The organism is Aquabacterium sp. (assembly GCF_050725395.1).
Taxonomy (GTDB): Bacteria; Pseudomonadota; Gammaproteobacteria; order Burkholderiales; family Burkholderiaceae_C; genus Aquabacterium.
The window spans coordinates 90,708-106,204 of record NZ_JBOHHL010000007.1 but is presented as its reverse complement, the minus strand read 5'-3'; the positions used below and the strand labels follow the sequence as shown (position 1 = coordinate 106,204).

The 15,497-nt window shown below is 62.6% G+C and carries 13 protein-coding genes; 5 read left to right on the top strand and 8 right to left on the bottom strand.

Annotated elements, in window-relative coordinates; all coding sequences use genetic code 11:
* Positions 1–23 precede the first annotated feature (23 nt).
* Positions 24–2,069 carry an ATP-binding protein gene (locus ACREB4_RS06860; RefSeq protein ID WP_431587460.1) on the bottom strand — a complete coding sequence of 682 codons (2,046 nt, stop codon included), beginning with the start codon at positions 2,067–2,069 and terminating at the stop codon, positions 24–26.
* A gap of 223 nt (positions 2,070–2,292) precedes the next feature.
* Between ACREB4_RS06860 and ACREB4_RS06855 the strand changes: the two genes are divergently transcribed.
* Positions 2,293–2,850: a TetR family transcriptional regulator gene (locus ACREB4_RS06855; protein ID WP_431587459.1), complete on the top strand. Its 558-nt coding sequence runs from the start codon at positions 2,293–2,295 to the stop codon at positions 2,848–2,850.
* On the opposite strand, the gene ACREB4_RS06850 is transcribed toward ACREB4_RS06855, so the two are convergent.
* The 6 genes from ACREB4_RS06850 to ACREB4_RS06825 form a co-directional block, all read right to left on the bottom strand.
* Complete coding sequence (locus tag ACREB4_RS06850; protein WP_431587458.1) at positions 2,838–3,998, bottom strand: serine hydrolase domain-containing protein; 1,161 nt, start codon at positions 3,996–3,998, stop codon at positions 2,838–2,840. The genes ACREB4_RS06855 and ACREB4_RS06850 overlap by 13 nt on opposite strands.
* A 21-nt stretch (positions 3,999–4,019) precedes the next feature.
* Positions 4,020–5,117: an amidohydrolase family protein gene (locus ACREB4_RS06845; protein WP_431587457.1), complete on the bottom strand. Its 1,098-nt coding sequence runs from the start codon at positions 5,115–5,117 to the stop codon at positions 4,020–4,022.
* Between the two features lie 99 nt (positions 5,118–5,216).
* Complete coding sequence (locus ACREB4_RS06840) at positions 5,217–6,842, bottom strand: bifunctional 3-(3-hydroxy-phenyl)propionate/3-hydroxycinnamic acid hydroxylase (RefSeq protein WP_431587456.1); 1,626 nt, start codon at positions 6,840–6,842, stop codon at positions 5,217–5,219.
* An 18-nt stretch (positions 6,843–6,860) separates the two neighbouring features.
* Positions 6,861–7,898 carry an alcohol dehydrogenase catalytic domain-containing protein gene (locus ACREB4_RS06835; RefSeq protein ID WP_431587455.1) on the bottom strand — a complete coding sequence of 346 codons (1,038 nt, stop codon included), beginning with the start codon at positions 7,896–7,898 and terminating at the stop codon, positions 6,861–6,863.
* Positions 7,895–8,860: a fumarylacetoacetate hydrolase family protein gene (locus ACREB4_RS06830; protein WP_431587454.1), complete on the bottom strand. Its 966-nt coding sequence runs from the start codon at positions 8,858–8,860 to the stop codon at positions 7,895–7,897. Before ACREB4_RS06830 ends, ACREB4_RS06835 begins: the two co-directional genes overlap by 4 nt.
* Positions 8,861–8,904: 44 nt before the next feature.
* Positions 8,905–10,044: a VOC family protein gene (locus tag ACREB4_RS06825; protein WP_431587453.1), complete on the bottom strand. Its 1,140-nt coding sequence runs from the start codon at positions 10,042–10,044 to the stop codon at positions 8,905–8,907.
* A gap of 119 nt (positions 10,045–10,163) precedes the next feature.
* Here ACREB4_RS06825 and ACREB4_RS06820 point away from each other — a divergent pair, with 119 nt between their 5' ends.
* From ACREB4_RS06820 to ACREB4_RS06805, 4 genes are all read left to right on the top strand, one after another.
* Complete coding sequence (locus tag ACREB4_RS06820; protein ID WP_431587452.1) at positions 10,164–10,850, top strand: TetR/AcrR family transcriptional regulator; 687 nt, start codon at positions 10,164–10,166, stop codon at positions 10,848–10,850.
* Between the two features lie 24 nt (positions 10,851–10,874).
* Positions 10,875–12,812 carry an acyl-CoA synthetase gene (locus ACREB4_RS06815; protein ID WP_431587451.1) on the top strand — a complete coding sequence of 646 codons (1,938 nt, stop codon included), beginning with the start codon at positions 10,875–10,877 and terminating at the stop codon, positions 12,810–12,812.
* A gap of 155 nt (positions 12,813–12,967) precedes the next feature.
* Positions 12,968–13,939 (top strand): fumarylacetoacetate hydrolase family protein, encoded by a 972-nt coding sequence (locus ACREB4_RS06810; protein WP_431587450.1) that lies wholly within the window; start codon positions 12,968–12,970, stop codon positions 13,937–13,939.
* Positions 13,940–13,987: 48 nt separating this feature from the next.
* Positions 13,988–14,734 (top strand): SDR family oxidoreductase, encoded by a 747-nt coding sequence (locus ACREB4_RS06805; protein ID WP_431587449.1) that lies wholly within the window; start codon positions 13,988–13,990, stop codon positions 14,732–14,734.
* Between the two features lie 14 nt (positions 14,735–14,748).
* Here the strand turns inward: ACREB4_RS06805 and ACREB4_RS06800 are convergent, their stop codons facing one another.
* On the bottom strand, positions 14,749–15,471 hold the full coding sequence (locus ACREB4_RS06800; protein WP_431587448.1) for a TetR/AcrR family transcriptional regulator: 723 nt from the start codon (positions 15,469–15,471) through the stop codon (positions 14,749–14,751).
* Between the last annotated feature and the right edge of the window lie 26 nt (positions 15,472–15,497).

Genomic DNA, 15,497 nt, shown 5'->3' with positions numbered 1-15,497 from the left:
CGATCAGTCCATGCCGGTCGGTCTCACGTCAACCATTTGCCGATGACGCGTCCGATCTCTTCTATTTTCAAAGGCTTGGAGATGAAGTCATCCATGCCGGCCGCCAAGCACTTTTCCAGATCACCTTTCATGACCGAGGCTGTGCAAGCAACGATGAGCGCGTGGTGTTGACCGTCGCCGGACTCTTCCGCGCGGATGCGCCGGGTGGCTTCAAGTCCATCCATGACCGACATCTCACAGTCCATGAGGATCAGGTCGTAGGCTTGCTGCTTCATGGCGTTGAGCGCCTCTTGCCCGTCACGCACAACATCAAACTGAAGTCCTAACACTCCCAGCATTTGACCGGCCACCTGTCGGCAGGTGTCGTTGTCGTCGACGACCAGGACTCGGGCCAGCGCGGTCCTTGCCCTCACCTGTCCATCGGGCTTGAGAGCGTGGTGCAAGCCTGTGTTTGAAATGACCTCGAATGGCAGCCTTGCCCAGAAGCTGCTGCCCTGCTCGGGAATGCTCCTGACGCCTACCTGTCCACCCATGGCTTCGGCCAAACGCTTGCAGGTGGCCAAGCCAAGGCCCCTGCCTTCCAGGCGCTGGGCGGTCGTGGCGTTGGCCTGGGCAAATGGCTGGAACAAGGTGGCCTGTGTCTTGGCGTCCATGCCGATGCCTGTGTCCGTGACGGTGAACTCAAGTGTCACCTGCTGGCCATGCTGGGCGATCTGTGCGCAATGCAGGGCGACTTCGCCATGCTTGGTGAACTTGATCGCATTGGTCAACAGGTTCAGCAGAATCTGCTTGAGCCGGGCGGCGTCGCCCAACACTCGCCTCGGCGCATGGATCGAACTTTGCAGCATCAGTCCCTTCTGGTTTGCCAGGGATTGCACCACCGACAAGGTTTGCCGAGCCTCTGCCGCTGGGTCGAACTCGCTCGGTGCCAGGTCAATCAGTCCCACTTCGCTTTGGGAAAAATCCAGGAAATCATTCAGCAGGCGCATGAGCTCCTCGCCTGACCGGTTGATCAGCTCGACATGGCGACGCTTGCTCTCTTCCAGGGGGCTCATCAACAACAGGTTGCTCAAACCCAGCACGCCGTTGAGCGGCGTGCGCATCTCGTGGCTGAAGATCGTCAAAAAGTCTGACTTGGCCTTGTTGGCCACTTCTGCTGTCAGCTTGGCTTGTGTCAACTCCATTGACCGTTGCTGGGCATGTGCCTCCAAGTCCAGGTGGGACTGCTGAAGCGCCCGCTCAAGGCGCTCTTGGTCGGCGCCAACCCGCTTTTGATCGGTGATGTCGGTGGAGATGGCGCACACGCCATAGGGTTCGCCGGTGATGCTGTCGCGCACCGGGAACTTGACGGTGAGGTAACTGCGCCAACAGCCTTCCTTGTCTTGAACCAATTCTTCGGATCGTCTGGGCGCATTGCTTTCCAGCGCGGCCAGGTCATTGGCCCACAACTGCTGCGCAACGTCGGACGGAAAAAGATCGAAGACGCTGCGCCCCACGAACTGATCGGGGCTTTGCGCGCCGACCATGTCCAGCAAGGCCCGGTTGGCCAGGATGACGATGCCTTTCGGATCTTTCATCGAGATCAACACGGGTGAGTTGTCGATGATGGCTTGTAGCTGGGCTTGCTGTCGCCGCAGGATCGCTTCGGCTTTTTTCTGAGCGGTCACGTCGGTGAAGATGGCCGTGCATTCGCTCTTGGCCGAGCCATAGGCATGGATCGACAGCCATTGGCCGGTGCCAGGCAACTGGACCTCGCAGTCCATTTCGCCGCCATGCAGGCCCAGCCTGCCAAAATTGCCGATGAAATCGAACTGAAAGCGTTCGATACCCGGGAAAACCTCGGTCACCAGGCGGCCCTCGATGGTTGCCTTCTTGATGCCGACGATGCGCTCATAGGCCTCGTTGACTTCCTCGATCACGTAGTCGATTGGGTGACTCAGTTCGTCCGCGATGATGCGACACCGGGCAATGGCCACGGTGCGGTTGTGAAACAAGGCTCGATAACGTGGCTCCGCGTCTGGCATGGCGCCCGCTGAGGCTTGATCGAGGGGCGGGGAAGATTTGGTCATTTGTGCAAGGTTCAGATGAAACTTGGCCAGCCCATATGACGATATACGATTAAATATGCCATTGCAATCTCTGGGCAGTGCCGTTCAGTGGCTGCCCTAAAATTGCCAAATGTCAGGTCGTTCAGCCCCCCGCAAGAAAAGTCCAAAAGCTGCGGCAGCAGAGCCAGCCACTTCGTCCTTCAAGAGCGAGTATGGCCAAGGCCGACGCAAACTTCTGGAGGCGGTGACTCGCCTGGCCGCGAGAGAAGGGCACACGCGCTTCAGCTTGCGCGAATTGGCCAAAGAAGCAGGCCTGGGCCACAACTCGCTTTACCGTCATTTCAACAGCGTGGACGAGATGATTCCCGAGCTGATGGACGACTTCAGTCGGGAGTTGCGCGAAGGCTTGAGGCAGGCGCGCAAGGCAGTCCCTCCCGGGCAAACGCCTGCACTGACGGTCGTGTCGTGGTTGCTGGACTTTGCACTGGTGCACCAGGACGTCTTTGTTCTGTCAATGCGCCAGCGCGTGGGTCCCCCAGGTGCCGCCAGAACGGCTTTGGAGAACAATTTGCAGGCGATTCGCCAGGACATGCTGTCGGAACTTGGCGCGCTGGGCCACTTGCCGACCAAGCTGCCGCCAAGGATGGACTGGGCCTTGGAGATGGTGATCGACCAGAGCTTTGGCCTGTGCATCGACTACATCGAGCGCCCTGACCAGCGCGAGGACATCTTGGCGCGTGCCCAGTTGTCCTTCGCCTGGATCATCGGCGGTGCGCTCGCGCCAAACGCTCAGTCCAGATAGTCTGCCAGCGCGCGGCCCATCACCACGTTTTCTTCGATGTGGGCGCCCGGGGTGTCGAAGTCCCCGCTGATGCGCACGATGACGGTGTTCTGCTTGGGCAGCACGTGGATCGCCTGGCCAAAAACGCCCAAGGCTGAGAAGTCGCCGCGCTCGCCTTCCAGTGTCCACCAGTGGTAGCCGAATCCATAGAGACCCAACTTGTTGCCGTTGACCGGCACGGCGTGCCAGTTGGTGGTGTCACCTGCAAAGGTGGTGGATCGGCGAACCCAATCGCTTGGAACGATTTGCCGGCCATGCAGGCGCCCCTCTTGCGCGTAAAGGAGGCCGAACATCGCGTAGCTGCGTGTGGTCGCGTACAGGCAGCAGAAGGTGAATGCATCGCCGCCGCGGTCAACGAGCACCTTGGCGCTGTTGGCCGTCCTCATGGGCTTCCACAGCTTGAGTTCCAGGTAGCGTTGGTAGGGCATCCCGACGGCTTTCTCCAGCGCCATTGAAATGGCTTGTGAGTTGATGCTGGCGTATTGGTACTTGCTGCCCGGGGCATACGCTGGCGTCAACGAGGCGTCTGTCGTCTTCTCTCTCAGGCTTTGGCCCGAGCTTCCCAGCGTGTAGTAATCCGTGATGGTGTCCAGAAAGAGCTTGAAGCGATCGGCCTCTTCGCTGTAAGCCACGCCCGAGGACATCTGCAAGGCTTGCTTGAAGGTGACGCCGGCAAAACCGTTGACGGCCAGTGCTGGCTCGTAGGCGTCCATCCTGTCGTTCACCGAGCGGATCGTGCCTTCTTCGATGGCGATGCCCACCAAGGCCGAGAGCACCTGCTTGGCCATGGACCACGACTGGTGGAGCGAGGTCTTGGTGTACGGGAACTGGTTGTACTCGTACACGATCTTGCCGTCCTTGATCACCAGCATGGCGCGGACCTTGGCCTCGCTTTGGTACTGCGACAGGCTTTTGCTCACGCCTTCGTAGGTGTAGCGCAAGGCGGAGATCGGCGCCTTGGGTGCGGCGGTGGGCAAGGCGACCGGCGACGTGGACGTGCCCACGACCTCGCGGGGCAACACCAACTCCGGCAGGAACAGTGCGGGGGGCAGGCTTTGAGCCTGCACCTGACAGGTGGCAATCACGCCCAGCAAAAACAGCTTCTTCATCTCATGCTCCTTTCTGGTTGATCACTGGGTGCCCAGGCGTTTGGCCAATTGCGGCAGTTGAGCCAATGCGTTGCCGCGGTCGACCAACTGCCGCTCCGTGGGATTGAAGGTGTCGTTCAACTCCGAGTTCGGGTCGCCAGGCAGCTTGAGCGCGTAGGTCAGCTGCGAGTACGGGTAATCGGTGCCCAGAAGCACGTGGCTGACCTCGGTGACCTGTCTGACCGCCGCCATGGCCGGGGGCGCCGCCGACAAGGCGGTGTCGAAGAAAAGCTTGGCGTATGAGCTTTTGCGCGGATTGAGGTTGAGCGCCAGGAGGGCGCTGCGGTAGGAGAGGAAGGGGATGGTGCCCCCGGCGTGGGGCAGCAGCCAGCGGATGTTGGGGTAGCGCCAGAAGATGCCCTTGTAGAGCATGCTGGTGACGGCCCGCGTGGTCTCGAAAGGAAATTCGAGCACGAAGTTCGGAATGGACAGGTCCGGCCCCGCTGGCGGTGCCACGGGGTGGATGAACACCATGGCCCCCAGCTTGTCGAGGGTCTGCATCAACGGGTCCAGGCGGGGATCGCCCAGGTAGATGCCGTTGTAGTTGGAGTACAGCCCGACGCCGTCCAGCCCCAGCGCATTCAATGCACGCAACGCCTCTTGCGCAGACAGCGTGACTTCTTGCGGGTCATCAGCCCGGCCCAGGGGCAGCGAGGCGAAGCCGCCAAATCGCCGATAGAGGTTCGAATAAGCCGGGGCGCCAATCAATGACTGGCGGATGTAGTCGTTGATCTGGCGGGCCATCTGATCACGCGATCCGGCATCGGGCAAGAAGCGCAAGCCCGGCTCCGACAGGGAAACCACCTGAGCCTGGATGCCGAACTTGTCCATGAAGCGCACCGCCGCCTCTGGCGTCCAGTCGGGCGCCGGTACGCCGCCATCACTGGCCACGTCGTAGGTCTTCAGCGCGGCGCGGTAGAAGTCGGGGATCAGGTGGGCGTGGACGTCGATGCGCCAGGGCACCGGGCCAGCCCGGGCCGTCAAAGGTGCGAGTCCCCCGAGCGCAGCGGCCGCCCCCAGTGCGAGTGTGGACGTCAAAGCGCGGCGGCGCTCCATCGAGGCATGGCTTGGCTTTGTCATGAGCGATCTTCCAAAACAAGATGAGAACGATTGTACGCATCTTGTTTTCAGGCCACGACGGGTGTTTTCCCGCCTGACTCTTTGAACGACATGCGCGCATCACCCCTGCGCTGCGGCCAAGATGGCGGCGTTCTCCCCGAACAGGTGGCCATACAAGCTCATCGCATGCGTGAGCAGTGTTGCTGCTTCTGTGCTGGGGCCGTCATGCATCACGACTTTGTCGGGCCTGACAATGGCCACCCAGCCGACTGGCACCACGGAGGGCATCAGGCCACCACTGAGGTCTTCCCAAAGGTTCAATGTAGAAGTACGCGCCATTTGTCCGCGCGGATTGATCTGAATGAAGCGGCCACCGCTGGCGGCCCATGCCTGAGCCAGGGCAGGCGCGAGGCCAGCCGAGGGGTCGACTCCGAAGCCCACCATGGCCAGTCCGGTGCCAAGCACATCGTCGCTCAGCACCACCTCACCACCGGCCCGAGGCTTGAGCCAGACTTGCGGCATCTGCGCACCACGGCACAGGCTGGCACCACGCAAGGGCTTGACGAAGCAGCCGACCTTGAAGCGGTTGGGCGGTTTGATTTCCAGGTTCTCGAACAGGCGCTTCAGCCGAGGGATGCGGGTCATCATGCTCATCAGGCCATGGGTCAGGAATGCCGCTGCGTGGTTGCTGGGCATGACCAGACGGCCCATCATCTTGGCCAAGTCGATCATGGCCTTGGCATGAGGGCGCCGCTCCTGATCGTAGGTGTCGAGCAAGCCAGGCTGAGCCCGGCCATGGCAGACCCACGACAGCTTCCAGGCCAGGTTGGCCACATCGCGCAAGCCTGACACCAGGCCTTGGCCCACAAACGGTGGCGTGATGTGGGCGGCGTCTCCGGCCAGGAGAACGCGCCCCACCTTGAACTTCTCGGCGACCCGCGCGTGGAAGCGGTAGACGGCCACCCGCTCGATCTCGATGTCCTGGCCTTTGGTCCAAGGGTGGAGCAGGCGTTTGACCGTGTCCGGGTGCTCCATCTGCGCCCGGGTCTCGCCCGGGTTCAATTTGAACTCCCAGCGTTGGCGTCCCCCCGGCGCCACCATGTGCGGGGTGGGGCGGTGCGGGTCACAGATGAATTCGACGTGGTCGATGGGCGTGGGCAATTGCTTGGCATCGACCACCAGCCAGTCCTCTGCAAAGGTCTTGCCCTTGAACTCCTGCCCCAAAAGGCGGCGAACCAGGGAGTTGGCGCCATCCGCGCCCACCATGTAGCGCGCACGAACCTGGTGTGTCTGGCCATCCTCGGTTTGCAGTTCTGCGATGACCTCTTTGGCATTCTGGACCAGCGACATCAGGGACACACCCAAGGCGACTGTCACATGGAGGCTGCCTTCCAGGCGGGCTCGCAGCACCTGCTCCAACTGAGGCTGGAAAAATGTGACCAGTTTGGGGTGCCCATCGACGGAGCCGGCCGTGACGGCGCGGCTGTACTGGCCAAACAGTGGCGAACGCATGCGCACCTCGGGAATGGCCACCTTGTCGAACGCATCTTCTTCCAGGCCGCACATTTGCAGCACGCGAAGGGCTTCGTTGTCCAGGGCGATCGCGCGAGGCGCCAGGAAGATGTCCTTGGCTTTGTCGATCACCAAGGTCTTGGTGCCATGGCGGCTTAGCAGTTGTGCCAAGGCCGCCCCGACGGGCCCCATGCCAACGATGAGGACATCAATTTCGGAAGGTAGGTGAGACATGGGTACTCCGGCCTGCGCTCAGGCAGGCGTGATGATGGCGCGGCCTGCGCGTTGCTGGGTGACGTGCGCAAAGGCTTGCTTGCCTTGTGACAGCGGGGCAGTCAGACCAATGGGCAGGTGCAGTCCGGCATTGGCGGCCAGCAGTTCCTGCAATGCGTCCAGAGCCTGGCCGTTGGGCTGAAAAATGGTCCAGGCATAGTGGGTGCCACGCCCTTTTGTGGTCACGGCCAAACCACGCATGGCTGACCAAGCGCGGTAGGCCTTCCATCCGCCCTTGATCCAGCCATGCACATCCATGCTGTCCAGCAAGGGGTGCACGGTGGTGGCGTGGCCCATGGCGCCCCGCTTGAGGCGGCTGATCAAGGTCGCTTCGTCTTGCCAGGTGGCGAAGTTGAAGCTCGCGTCATAGGCGCTTGGCAAGGTCGACAAAGCCCGACGCGTTCGATCCACGACCACGGCGGCGCCCAGGTCGCGGCATGTTTGGACATGCGCTGTACTGCAGATGGCGGTGACCCGTGCGTCCCAGTGGTTCAGAACCTGCAGCGCCAGTTGTCCGAGCCCACCAGAGGCGCCGTGAACCAGCACCTCCTTGCCCTTGGCGTTGTGCTGATCGAGTCCGACGCTTTGAAGCGCCAGCCAGAGCGTGGTGAAGGTGTAGGGCAGGGCGGCGAGTTCCAGCGACGTGCAGTGCGCGGGGGCGGCCCTCAGGTGCTTGGATTGAACCAGAACATGGCTGGCATGTGCGCCTTGAGGCCCCGTGGGCACCAAGCCGAACACCCTGTCGCCTGGCTTCCAGGTGGCTTCGCCGGGCCCCACGGATTGAACGACCCCGGCCAGGTCATTGCCCAAGGCCAACGGGAAGCTCGCCGCGCCCATGAGCGCCAGGACCCGCCGTCCATAACCCGTCGAGCGCTTGGCATCGATGGGATTGACCGAGCTGGCCTCGACCCGCACCAGCACCTGCCCGCGAGCCAATGCAGGCAGCTGGCGTGGTCGCAGCGCGAACTGTGCGGGGTTCCCCGGTGCAAGACAAAGCAGTTGTTGCGCAACGCTCATGCGGAAACCACCACATTGCGTTGCTGGCCCAAATCCAAGGCGCCGTCATCCGTGCGGATGTTCAGGGTCATCACGTCATTGGGCTGCAGGTACAGCGGGTTGCGCAGGCCGCCCTTGATGAACATCTTCCACTTGGTCTGCTCGGACAAGATGCGGTTGCCCACAAACATGGACAACTTGCCGGGGGCTTTGGCCGCACAGCCGGCTGGGGTCCCGGTCGCAATCAGGTCGCCTGCCTGGAGGTTTTGCAGCGCCGAGAACTCGCTCACGGTCTGGTGCGGCTTGTACAGCATGTCACCGCAGTAGTCTTCCTGACGAACCTGGCCATTGATGCTCAACTGCATGTGCAGATCGGGCCAACGCTGCCACTCGGCCGGCTCCAGCAAGAGCAGCACGGGTCCTGCAGGCCCGAACGTCCGATAGCTCTTGCCCTTGTAGAACTGGCCTTGGGGCAGTTGCACATCGCGGGCAGACACATCGTTCACGATGGTGATGCCGGCCAGCACCTCGTGCAACCGGTCCGGCTTGACCTGAACCCCCGATGTCAGGTCTCGGCCCAGCACCAGGCCCAGTTCGATCTCGTAGTCCAGCAACTTGACGTGAGCAGGGCGAACCACGTCGTCGTAAGGCCCCGTGAGTGACGACGATGCCTTGGTGAAGAAGGTGTTGAAGGGCATGTCGGAGGGATCCTTGCCGGACTCCCGCACATGGCTGCCGTAATTGGCGCCCTGGCAAAGAAACTGCTGGTTCGTCGTGATGGGCGACAGGACCTTGACCTCGTCAAAACCGACCGTGGTCTGGGCAGCGGTCATGGCGCGTGCCTCGGCCTGTCCGTGCCTGACAAGGTCTGCCGTGGTGGCATAGGTGCCTGCCAACGGTGCGATGCGCCGTGCAAACAGAACGCCCCAATGGGCCTGCTCTGTTTGGCCTGGCAATGTGAAGCGAACAACTGAAGTGGCCATGTCGGACTCGTTTGATTGAATGGGATTTTGAAAAGGGCCGGGCGTCAAAGCCACGGGCGCGCTGGTGTATCGACCACCTTGCCCATCTGGAGCAGGCGCTTCAGGGTCACGCGGCCCGATCGCAGCAGCTTGATGACGCGCCATAACATGGCAGGCGTCTTCGCCGGGAACATGCTGGCGGGAACGTCGTCGCCCCAGGCCCAGAGGCTGTTGGTGGTGAACGGCCCGTAATGGGGCTCTCGGTCGGCCGTGAAGACGTCGCCATCGGTGTAGTGCTCGAATGCGAATCCATCGGCATCGCGCCAGTAATCAAACAGCTGGCTGCCCAACAAGTGCCGGCCAATGCCCCACATGTGATCGTGCCCATTGACCCGCAGCACCTGCTGGCCTTGTCCCAGGGCATCGAGGTCGGTGACCTCCCAGGCACTGTGTTCGTAGCAGGCCTCGAGCCCCCCGGCGATGACCAGGGCGTGGTGGTCGGCTGGGGTGTCACCCAGATCCAGGCGGAAGAACGTCAGGAAGGGCACACCGTCTTCCAGGTACTGCACATCCGAGGGAATCAGGCCCAGGTGGCGCATGTACCAGTCGGCCATGGTGGGGAAGTCCGTGGTTTGCAACACCAGGTGCCCCAGGCGGCCCACGGTGGCCGGTTCGATGTCGGTGCGCACGGTCGCGTTCACGCGAGGCGATTGCCCCAATGCATTCATGCGCTGATGCTTGGGCTCGCGCAAGGGCAGGGCGGCTACCGTGCCCCAATCGGTGATCAACCAGACCTCGTTGCCATCCGGATCGACCAGGCTGACGCCGCGGGCGCCTCCGGGCACGGCATGGGTCGCCAATGGCTGCGCACCGCTTTCACGCTGGAGGCGCGCGAAATCGGTGTCAGGCGGCACGGTGAACGCAGCCCCCACATAGCGAGACACCTTGGCTTGGCGCGCCATCAGGATCGCGGGTGCCGGGCCAGCACCGCGCATCACCAGCTTGTCGTGCGTGCGAGAGGCGGTGATCAGCCCGAAGTCGGTCCAGAAGCGCTGCGCTTCGTCAAGGTCGGTTTTGTCAAAGCGCAGAAAGGCCAACTGGGTGGCCTTTTGCCAGGCTGCGGGTCGTGCGAGCTTGCGCACATGCGCTGGCAATGCACTTTCTGGGTATTCGGGCGGGGCCCTCAAGACCTTGTTGTGACTCATGGGTGTTTGTTCTGAGCTGATGGGGCTTGCTGATGACCGGCATTTTGCATGATAATGACAAAAAAGTCATTATGACAATCGTGTCGTTTTCCCGGATCGAGATCCGCTAACCTGTCGCCATGAGCACACCCGATTTCCGCACCCGCGTTGCGGCAGAAAAACGCGAGCGCATGCGCACCCGCCTCATCGAGGCCGCCATGGAGGTCTTTTCTTCAAGGGGGGTTGATGCGACCGTCATCGAGGATCTGATCGAGCAAGCCCAGGTTTCGCGCGGCACTTTCTACAACTACTTCCGAACCACCGACGAGGTCATGGCCGCGGTGCTGCAGATGGTTGGCAACGAACTGTTGTCCCAGGTCGACCTGGCCATTGCCGATCGCACAGACCCTGCGGAGCGCCTGGCCTGCGGCGTGCGCATGGTGCTTCAGACGGCGAGGCACTTCCCGCACGCGGGACGCTTCATCTCTCGCGTGGGGGTGAGTCGCAGCCTGGGCCATCTGCCAGCGCTGGGCTACGTTCTGCGCGACTTGCTCGAAGCTTCCGAGGCCGGGCGTTTCAACCTGGCCGACCCGATGCTGGGCCTGGACCTGGTGGTGGGCACCACGAGCGCCGCCCTGTTTTCACTCAGCACGCGCACCGACCTGACGGACGCCTACCCGCGGGAGGTCACCTTCCACATCCTGCTTGGACTGGGCATGACCCGAGCCGCCGCCCGCAAGCTGGTGGACAAGCCCATCCAGCCCGTGCAACTCCCTTCCGAATCCCTGCTGGTGCGCACCCTGCACAAGCCATCCCCGACCAGTTGACTCACCGAGTCTGGAACTCCTCGCATGAATGCTCTCGCCGCAAGCCCTCTCCGCAACCTACAGGACATCGAAGCCATGGAGGCTCACCTGCCTGATGTCATGGCTGGACAGCAAAGCACTTATGCGCTGCTTTCCGAGGGCGCCAAAGTCAGGCCCGACGCGGCAGCGCTCTCCTTCTTCCTGCGCACCGAGGACCACCAACGCCCTTACGTCTGGACGCACCGCGAGTGGATGGCCAAGATCACCCAGGCCGCCAACATGTTCAGGCAATTGGGGGTGCAGCGTGGCGATGTGCTGGCCTTTGTGTTGCCCAATCTGCCAGAGACGCACTGGACCATTTGGGGCGGCGAGGCCGCCGGCATCGTGTTGGCGATCAACCCCTTGCTGGAGCCCGCCATGATGCTGGAGCTGCTCAAGGCCGCGCAGCCCAAGTGGATCGTGACCCTGGCGCCGACCCCAGGCGCGGATCTGTGGGAGAAGGTGGCTGGCATCGCGCCCCAGGTGCATGGGCTGAAAGGGGTGCTGAGCATCAGTCCGCTGCGCTATCTGCGTCACCCTTTGGCGCCGGTCTTGCGCCTGATGAACCGGCTCAAGACACCGACCCGGCTGGGGACTGTGCCGGTGTTGGATTTCCACCGGGAGCTGGCGGGCCAGGATGGTGCCACCCTGCGCTTTGCGCCTCCCTGCCTGGACGATGTGGCATCGTATTTCTGCACGGGTGGGACCACCGGCATGCCCAAGATCGCCGTGCGCACCCACCGCACCGAGGTGGCCAACGCCCTGGAGCTGGCAGCCGTGGCCGCCTCCGAACTGGATGGCCCTGGCGTGACCGTGTTCTGCGGGTTGCCGCTCTTCCACGTCAATGCACAGATCGGCACGGGACTGTCCTTGTGGGCCCGAGGTGGTCATGTGCTGCTGGCCACCCCTCAAGGTTACCGTGGCGACAACGTGGTCAAGCGGTTCTGGGAACTGGTGGCGCATCACAAGATCGTGTCGTTCTCAGGGGTGCCCACGGTGTACGCCGCCTTGTTGCAGGTGCCTCGCCAGGGACATGACTTGTCCAGCTTGCGCTTTGGTGTCTGCGGCGCGGCGCCCATGCCTGTCGAGATGTTCAACCGGGTTCAGCATGAGCTGGGGCTCAAGGTCCTTGAAGGCTACGGCCTGACCGAAGCCGGCTGCGTGTCCAGCCTGACGCCACTCCATGCCCCGCCAAGAATCGGCTCCATCGGGCTGCGCATGCCCTGGCAGGACATGCGTGTGGCCCTCATCACGCCCGATGGCCACTACCTTCGCGACGCCGAGGTGGACGAAGTGGGCACCATCATCATCAAGGGGCCCAATCTGTTCAAGGGCTACCTCAACCCCGCGCACAACAAGGGCCTGTGGGTATCTCGTCCTGGCCATGATGGACAGCCAGAGCGCTGGCTCAACACCGGCGACCTGGGACGGGTGGATGGCGATGGCTATTTCTGGCTGACGGGCCGCCAGAAGGAGTTGATCATCCGGGGCGGGCACAACATCGATCCCAAGATGATCGAGGAACCGATGTGCACCCACCCGTCGGTGGGCATGGCGGCGGCGGTTGGCCGGCCAGACGCCCATGCCGGTGAGGTGCCCGTGGTCTATGTGCAGTTGCGCCCGGGCTGCCAGGCCACCGAGGACGATTTGATGGCCCATGCCCGGTCGACCATCGCCGAACGCGCGGCCCACCCCAAGCTGATCCGGATCGTGGACATCCTGCCCACCACGGCGATCGGGAAGATCTTCAAGCCGTTGCTCATCCAGAAAGAGGTGGAATCCGTCTTCATGGAAGAAGCCGCCAAGCTGGATGTGCGTGGCGTCAGTGGCAAGGCCGAGCAGGATATGAAGCTGGGGCTGGTGCTGCGGTGGCAGGCCAATGGCGACGTGGCCGCGCTCAAGTCGCGCCTGGACCAGTACATCTTTCGGCATGAGCAGGTTTGAGCATGGACGAGCCATCTCGCCGCCGCGTGTTCAAGGCAGGGGCCGCCATGCTGGGTTCCGCGTCCTTGCCCACGCCATCCTCAGCCGCGCCGGCAGACCTGGTCAGCGGTGCCGGCGCTCAGCCACCCTCCAAATCTTCAGCAAGGGGACGTCCCATGGCGATTCACACTGTTCGCTTCTCTCATCAAGGTCGCATCCAATGGGGCTTGGTGTCCAAGAGCCTCATCACGCCGCTGCCAGGCGAATTCGCCACGACCGCTGACTTCATCCGTGGCCACGAGGTGGGCGCATTGCGGGAGTTCGCGGCATCAAGCGCGGCAGGCAGCGCGACCCTGCGCTTGGACGAGGTGCAGATCCTGTCGCCATTGACGCGCAATCAGCAGTTTCTTTGCCAAGGGGCCAACTATCGCCAGCACATGATCGAGTCAGGCATGGACCCGGATGCCAAGTCCTACAACATGATCTTCACCAAGGCGACGAGCTGCATCGTGCCGGCCCACAGCGACCTCGTCAAACCGGCGCATGTGCGGTTTCTGGACTACGAGATCGAACTGGGCCTGATCCTCAAGCGCGATGTGCTGGCCAGGACCGTGGTGACTGACGCCAACTTGCATGAATTCGTGGCGGGGCTGGTCATTGTCAATGACTACTCGGCACGGGACATCCAGATCCCGCAGACGCAGTTCTACAAAGGCAAGAGCTTTCGCACCTTTGGCCCGGTCGGCCCGTTCCTGTGCCTTTTGTCGCCGCAGGACATGAAGTACCTGGGCAAGCTGCAACTGACACTGACCGTCAACGGCCAGGTGCGGCAAAAGGACACCACCGCCAACCTGGTGTTTGGCCCGGCCGAAACCTTGACCGAACTCTCAGGCGTGCAGGACCTGCATGTGGGGGACTTGTTGTCCACGGGGACCCCCGCAGGATGCGCTTTGTCGGTCCCGTCGCCATTCAAGCAACGCATGGGTGCCCTGCTGCCCGAAGCCACCAAATGGGCGATTTTCAACAAGGTGCAAGAGGGCCGCCAGCAATACCTCAAGGCCGGCGATGTGGTTGAAGCGCGGATTCAAAGTCCGGATGGCGCCATTGACCTGGGCGTGCAACGCAACAAGGTGGTCGGCGCCACTTGAGCTGCCCGCACCGGCGTGTGCGACCACCGTCAACACCAAGGAGCGCTCTTGCGCAAAGACATCACCAGCCCCAAGCGCACCGCCATTGTCACCGGCGGTTCATCGGGCATCGGCCGGGCCTTCGTGGCGTCTCTGCACCGCGGCGGCTGGCAGGTCGTGACCTGTGGCCGCGATGCGGGCAAACTCGCTGGCCTGGCCAAAGACTTTCCCGGAATCCACACCCACCTGTGCGATGTGGGGGACAAGGCATCGGTCGAGGCTTTCGTGGACCTGGTGTCTTCTGTCCACCATGACATCAAGCTGCTGATCAACAACGCTGGCGGCATGCGCGAGCTGGACTTCACGCAACCCGATCTCTTGCGCCAGGACCTGACCCAGGAGATCCGTGCCAACCTCGAAGGGGTCATCAACCTGACGGCCGGTTTGTTGCCGATGTTGCGCGCGTCTTCCCCTTCGCACATCATCATGGTGAGCTCGGGATACGGCTTGGTGCCCGTCACGCGTGCCCCCGTGTACTCGGCATCCAAAGCAGGCCTGCGCAGTTTCACGAAGGCACTGCGGCGCCAGTTGAAGGGGCAGGGCGTGACCATCACCGACGTGGCACCGCCCGCTGTCGACACCCCCGCTGCATTGGGCTACCAGGGCAAGAAGATCTCGCCACAGCACGTGGCCGAACTGACGTTGGCCGCTGCCATGCGCGGACAAGAGGAAGTCTACCCAGGCGAGACGCGCTGGTTGCCCTGGATGATGCGGCTGGCGCCACGCTGGATCGAAAACCTCGTGGCCAAGAGCTGACAGGGCTGCCGCGGTCAAACCTGGGCAAAGGGATTGGCGGGCAACTCGATTTGGGGCAAGGGGCGGTTGGCGATCTCTTGTGCTTCCTGGGTGCTCAAGCCAAGGATGGTCAGCAAGATGGCCGCGATTCGCACCGACAAGCCCTGGGCATCGCCCAAAATGTCTGGCTCATGGTCGGGCAGCGTCCGGTCTGACAAGGCCGCCAGGCCGCCCAGGATCGTGCTGCCGACCGCGATGTACACCGAAGGCAGGTCGGCCACAGTGAACCGCCCCGCGGACACCCCGCTGCCAATGTCTTGCAGGAGGTACCTGCCAAGGCCGTGGCTCATGCTGTCGCGGCTGAAATTGGTTTGAAACACAAACCGCCCCCACACCGGGTCGGCTTGGCCGCGCAGCAGGGTGTAGCGGGTTGATGCCGCGATTTTTTCGGCAGGGTCGTTCAGTTGTTCACCCAGTTTGTCCAGCGCCACGGCGAAGTGCCCGATCACCTCGTCGATGAGGGTCGCATAGATGGCCTCCTTCGATTCGAAGTGGTTGTAGAACGAGCCAAACCCGACGTCGGCTTGCTCGGTGATCTCGTTGATTCGCACGCCGGCAACGCCTCGGTACGCCATCAGGTGAAGTGCGGCGCCCAGCAATTTTGCGCGGGTGTCGCGCTTGCGCCTGGCACCGCGGGGCGCCTTGGTTTCAGGCACTGAGACAGGGGCCGCGAGTTCGGCGGGCACTTTTGCATTCATGCGTTCAAGCCTACCACCCGTGCGCT

Coding starts and splice junctions, on each gene's coding strand:
- ACREB4_RS06800 (WP_431587448.1), bottom strand. CDS start 15,471: ATGAATGCAAAAGTGCCCGCCGAACTCGCGGCCCCTGTCTCAGTGCCT.
- ACREB4_RS06810 (WP_431587450.1), top strand. CDS start 12,968: ATGGCGATTCACACTGTTCGCTTCTCTCATCAAGGTCGCATCCAATGG.
- ACREB4_RS06825 (WP_431587453.1), bottom strand. CDS start 10,044: ATGAGTCACAACAAGGTCTTGAGGGCCCCGCCCGAATACCCAGAAAGT.
- ACREB4_RS06860 (WP_431587460.1), bottom strand. CDS start 2,069: ATGACCAAATCTTCCCCGCCCCTCGATCAAGCCTCAGCGGGCGCCATG.
- ACREB4_RS06845 (WP_431587457.1), bottom strand. CDS start 5,117: ATGACAAAGCCAAGCCATGCCTCGATGGAGCGCCGCCGCGCTTTGACG.
- ACREB4_RS06820 (WP_431587452.1), top strand. CDS start 10,164: ATGAGCACACCCGATTTCCGCACCCGCGTTGCGGCAGAAAAACGCGAG.
- ACREB4_RS06850 (WP_431587458.1), bottom strand. CDS start 3,998: ATGAAGAAGCTGTTTTTGCTGGGCGTGATTGCCACCTGTCAGGTGCAG.
- ACREB4_RS06840 (WP_431587456.1), bottom strand. CDS start 6,842: ATGTCTCACCTACCTTCCGAAATTGATGTCCTCATCGTTGGCATGGGG.
- ACREB4_RS06815 (WP_431587451.1), top strand. CDS start 10,875: ATGAATGCTCTCGCCGCAAGCCCTCTCCGCAACCTACAGGACATCGAA.
- ACREB4_RS06835 (WP_431587455.1), bottom strand. CDS start 7,898: ATGAGCGTTGCGCAACAACTGCTTTGTCTTGCACCGGGGAACCCCGCA.
- ACREB4_RS06830 (WP_431587454.1), bottom strand. CDS start 8,860: ATGGCCACTTCAGTTGTTCGCTTCACATTGCCAGGCCAAACAGAGCAG.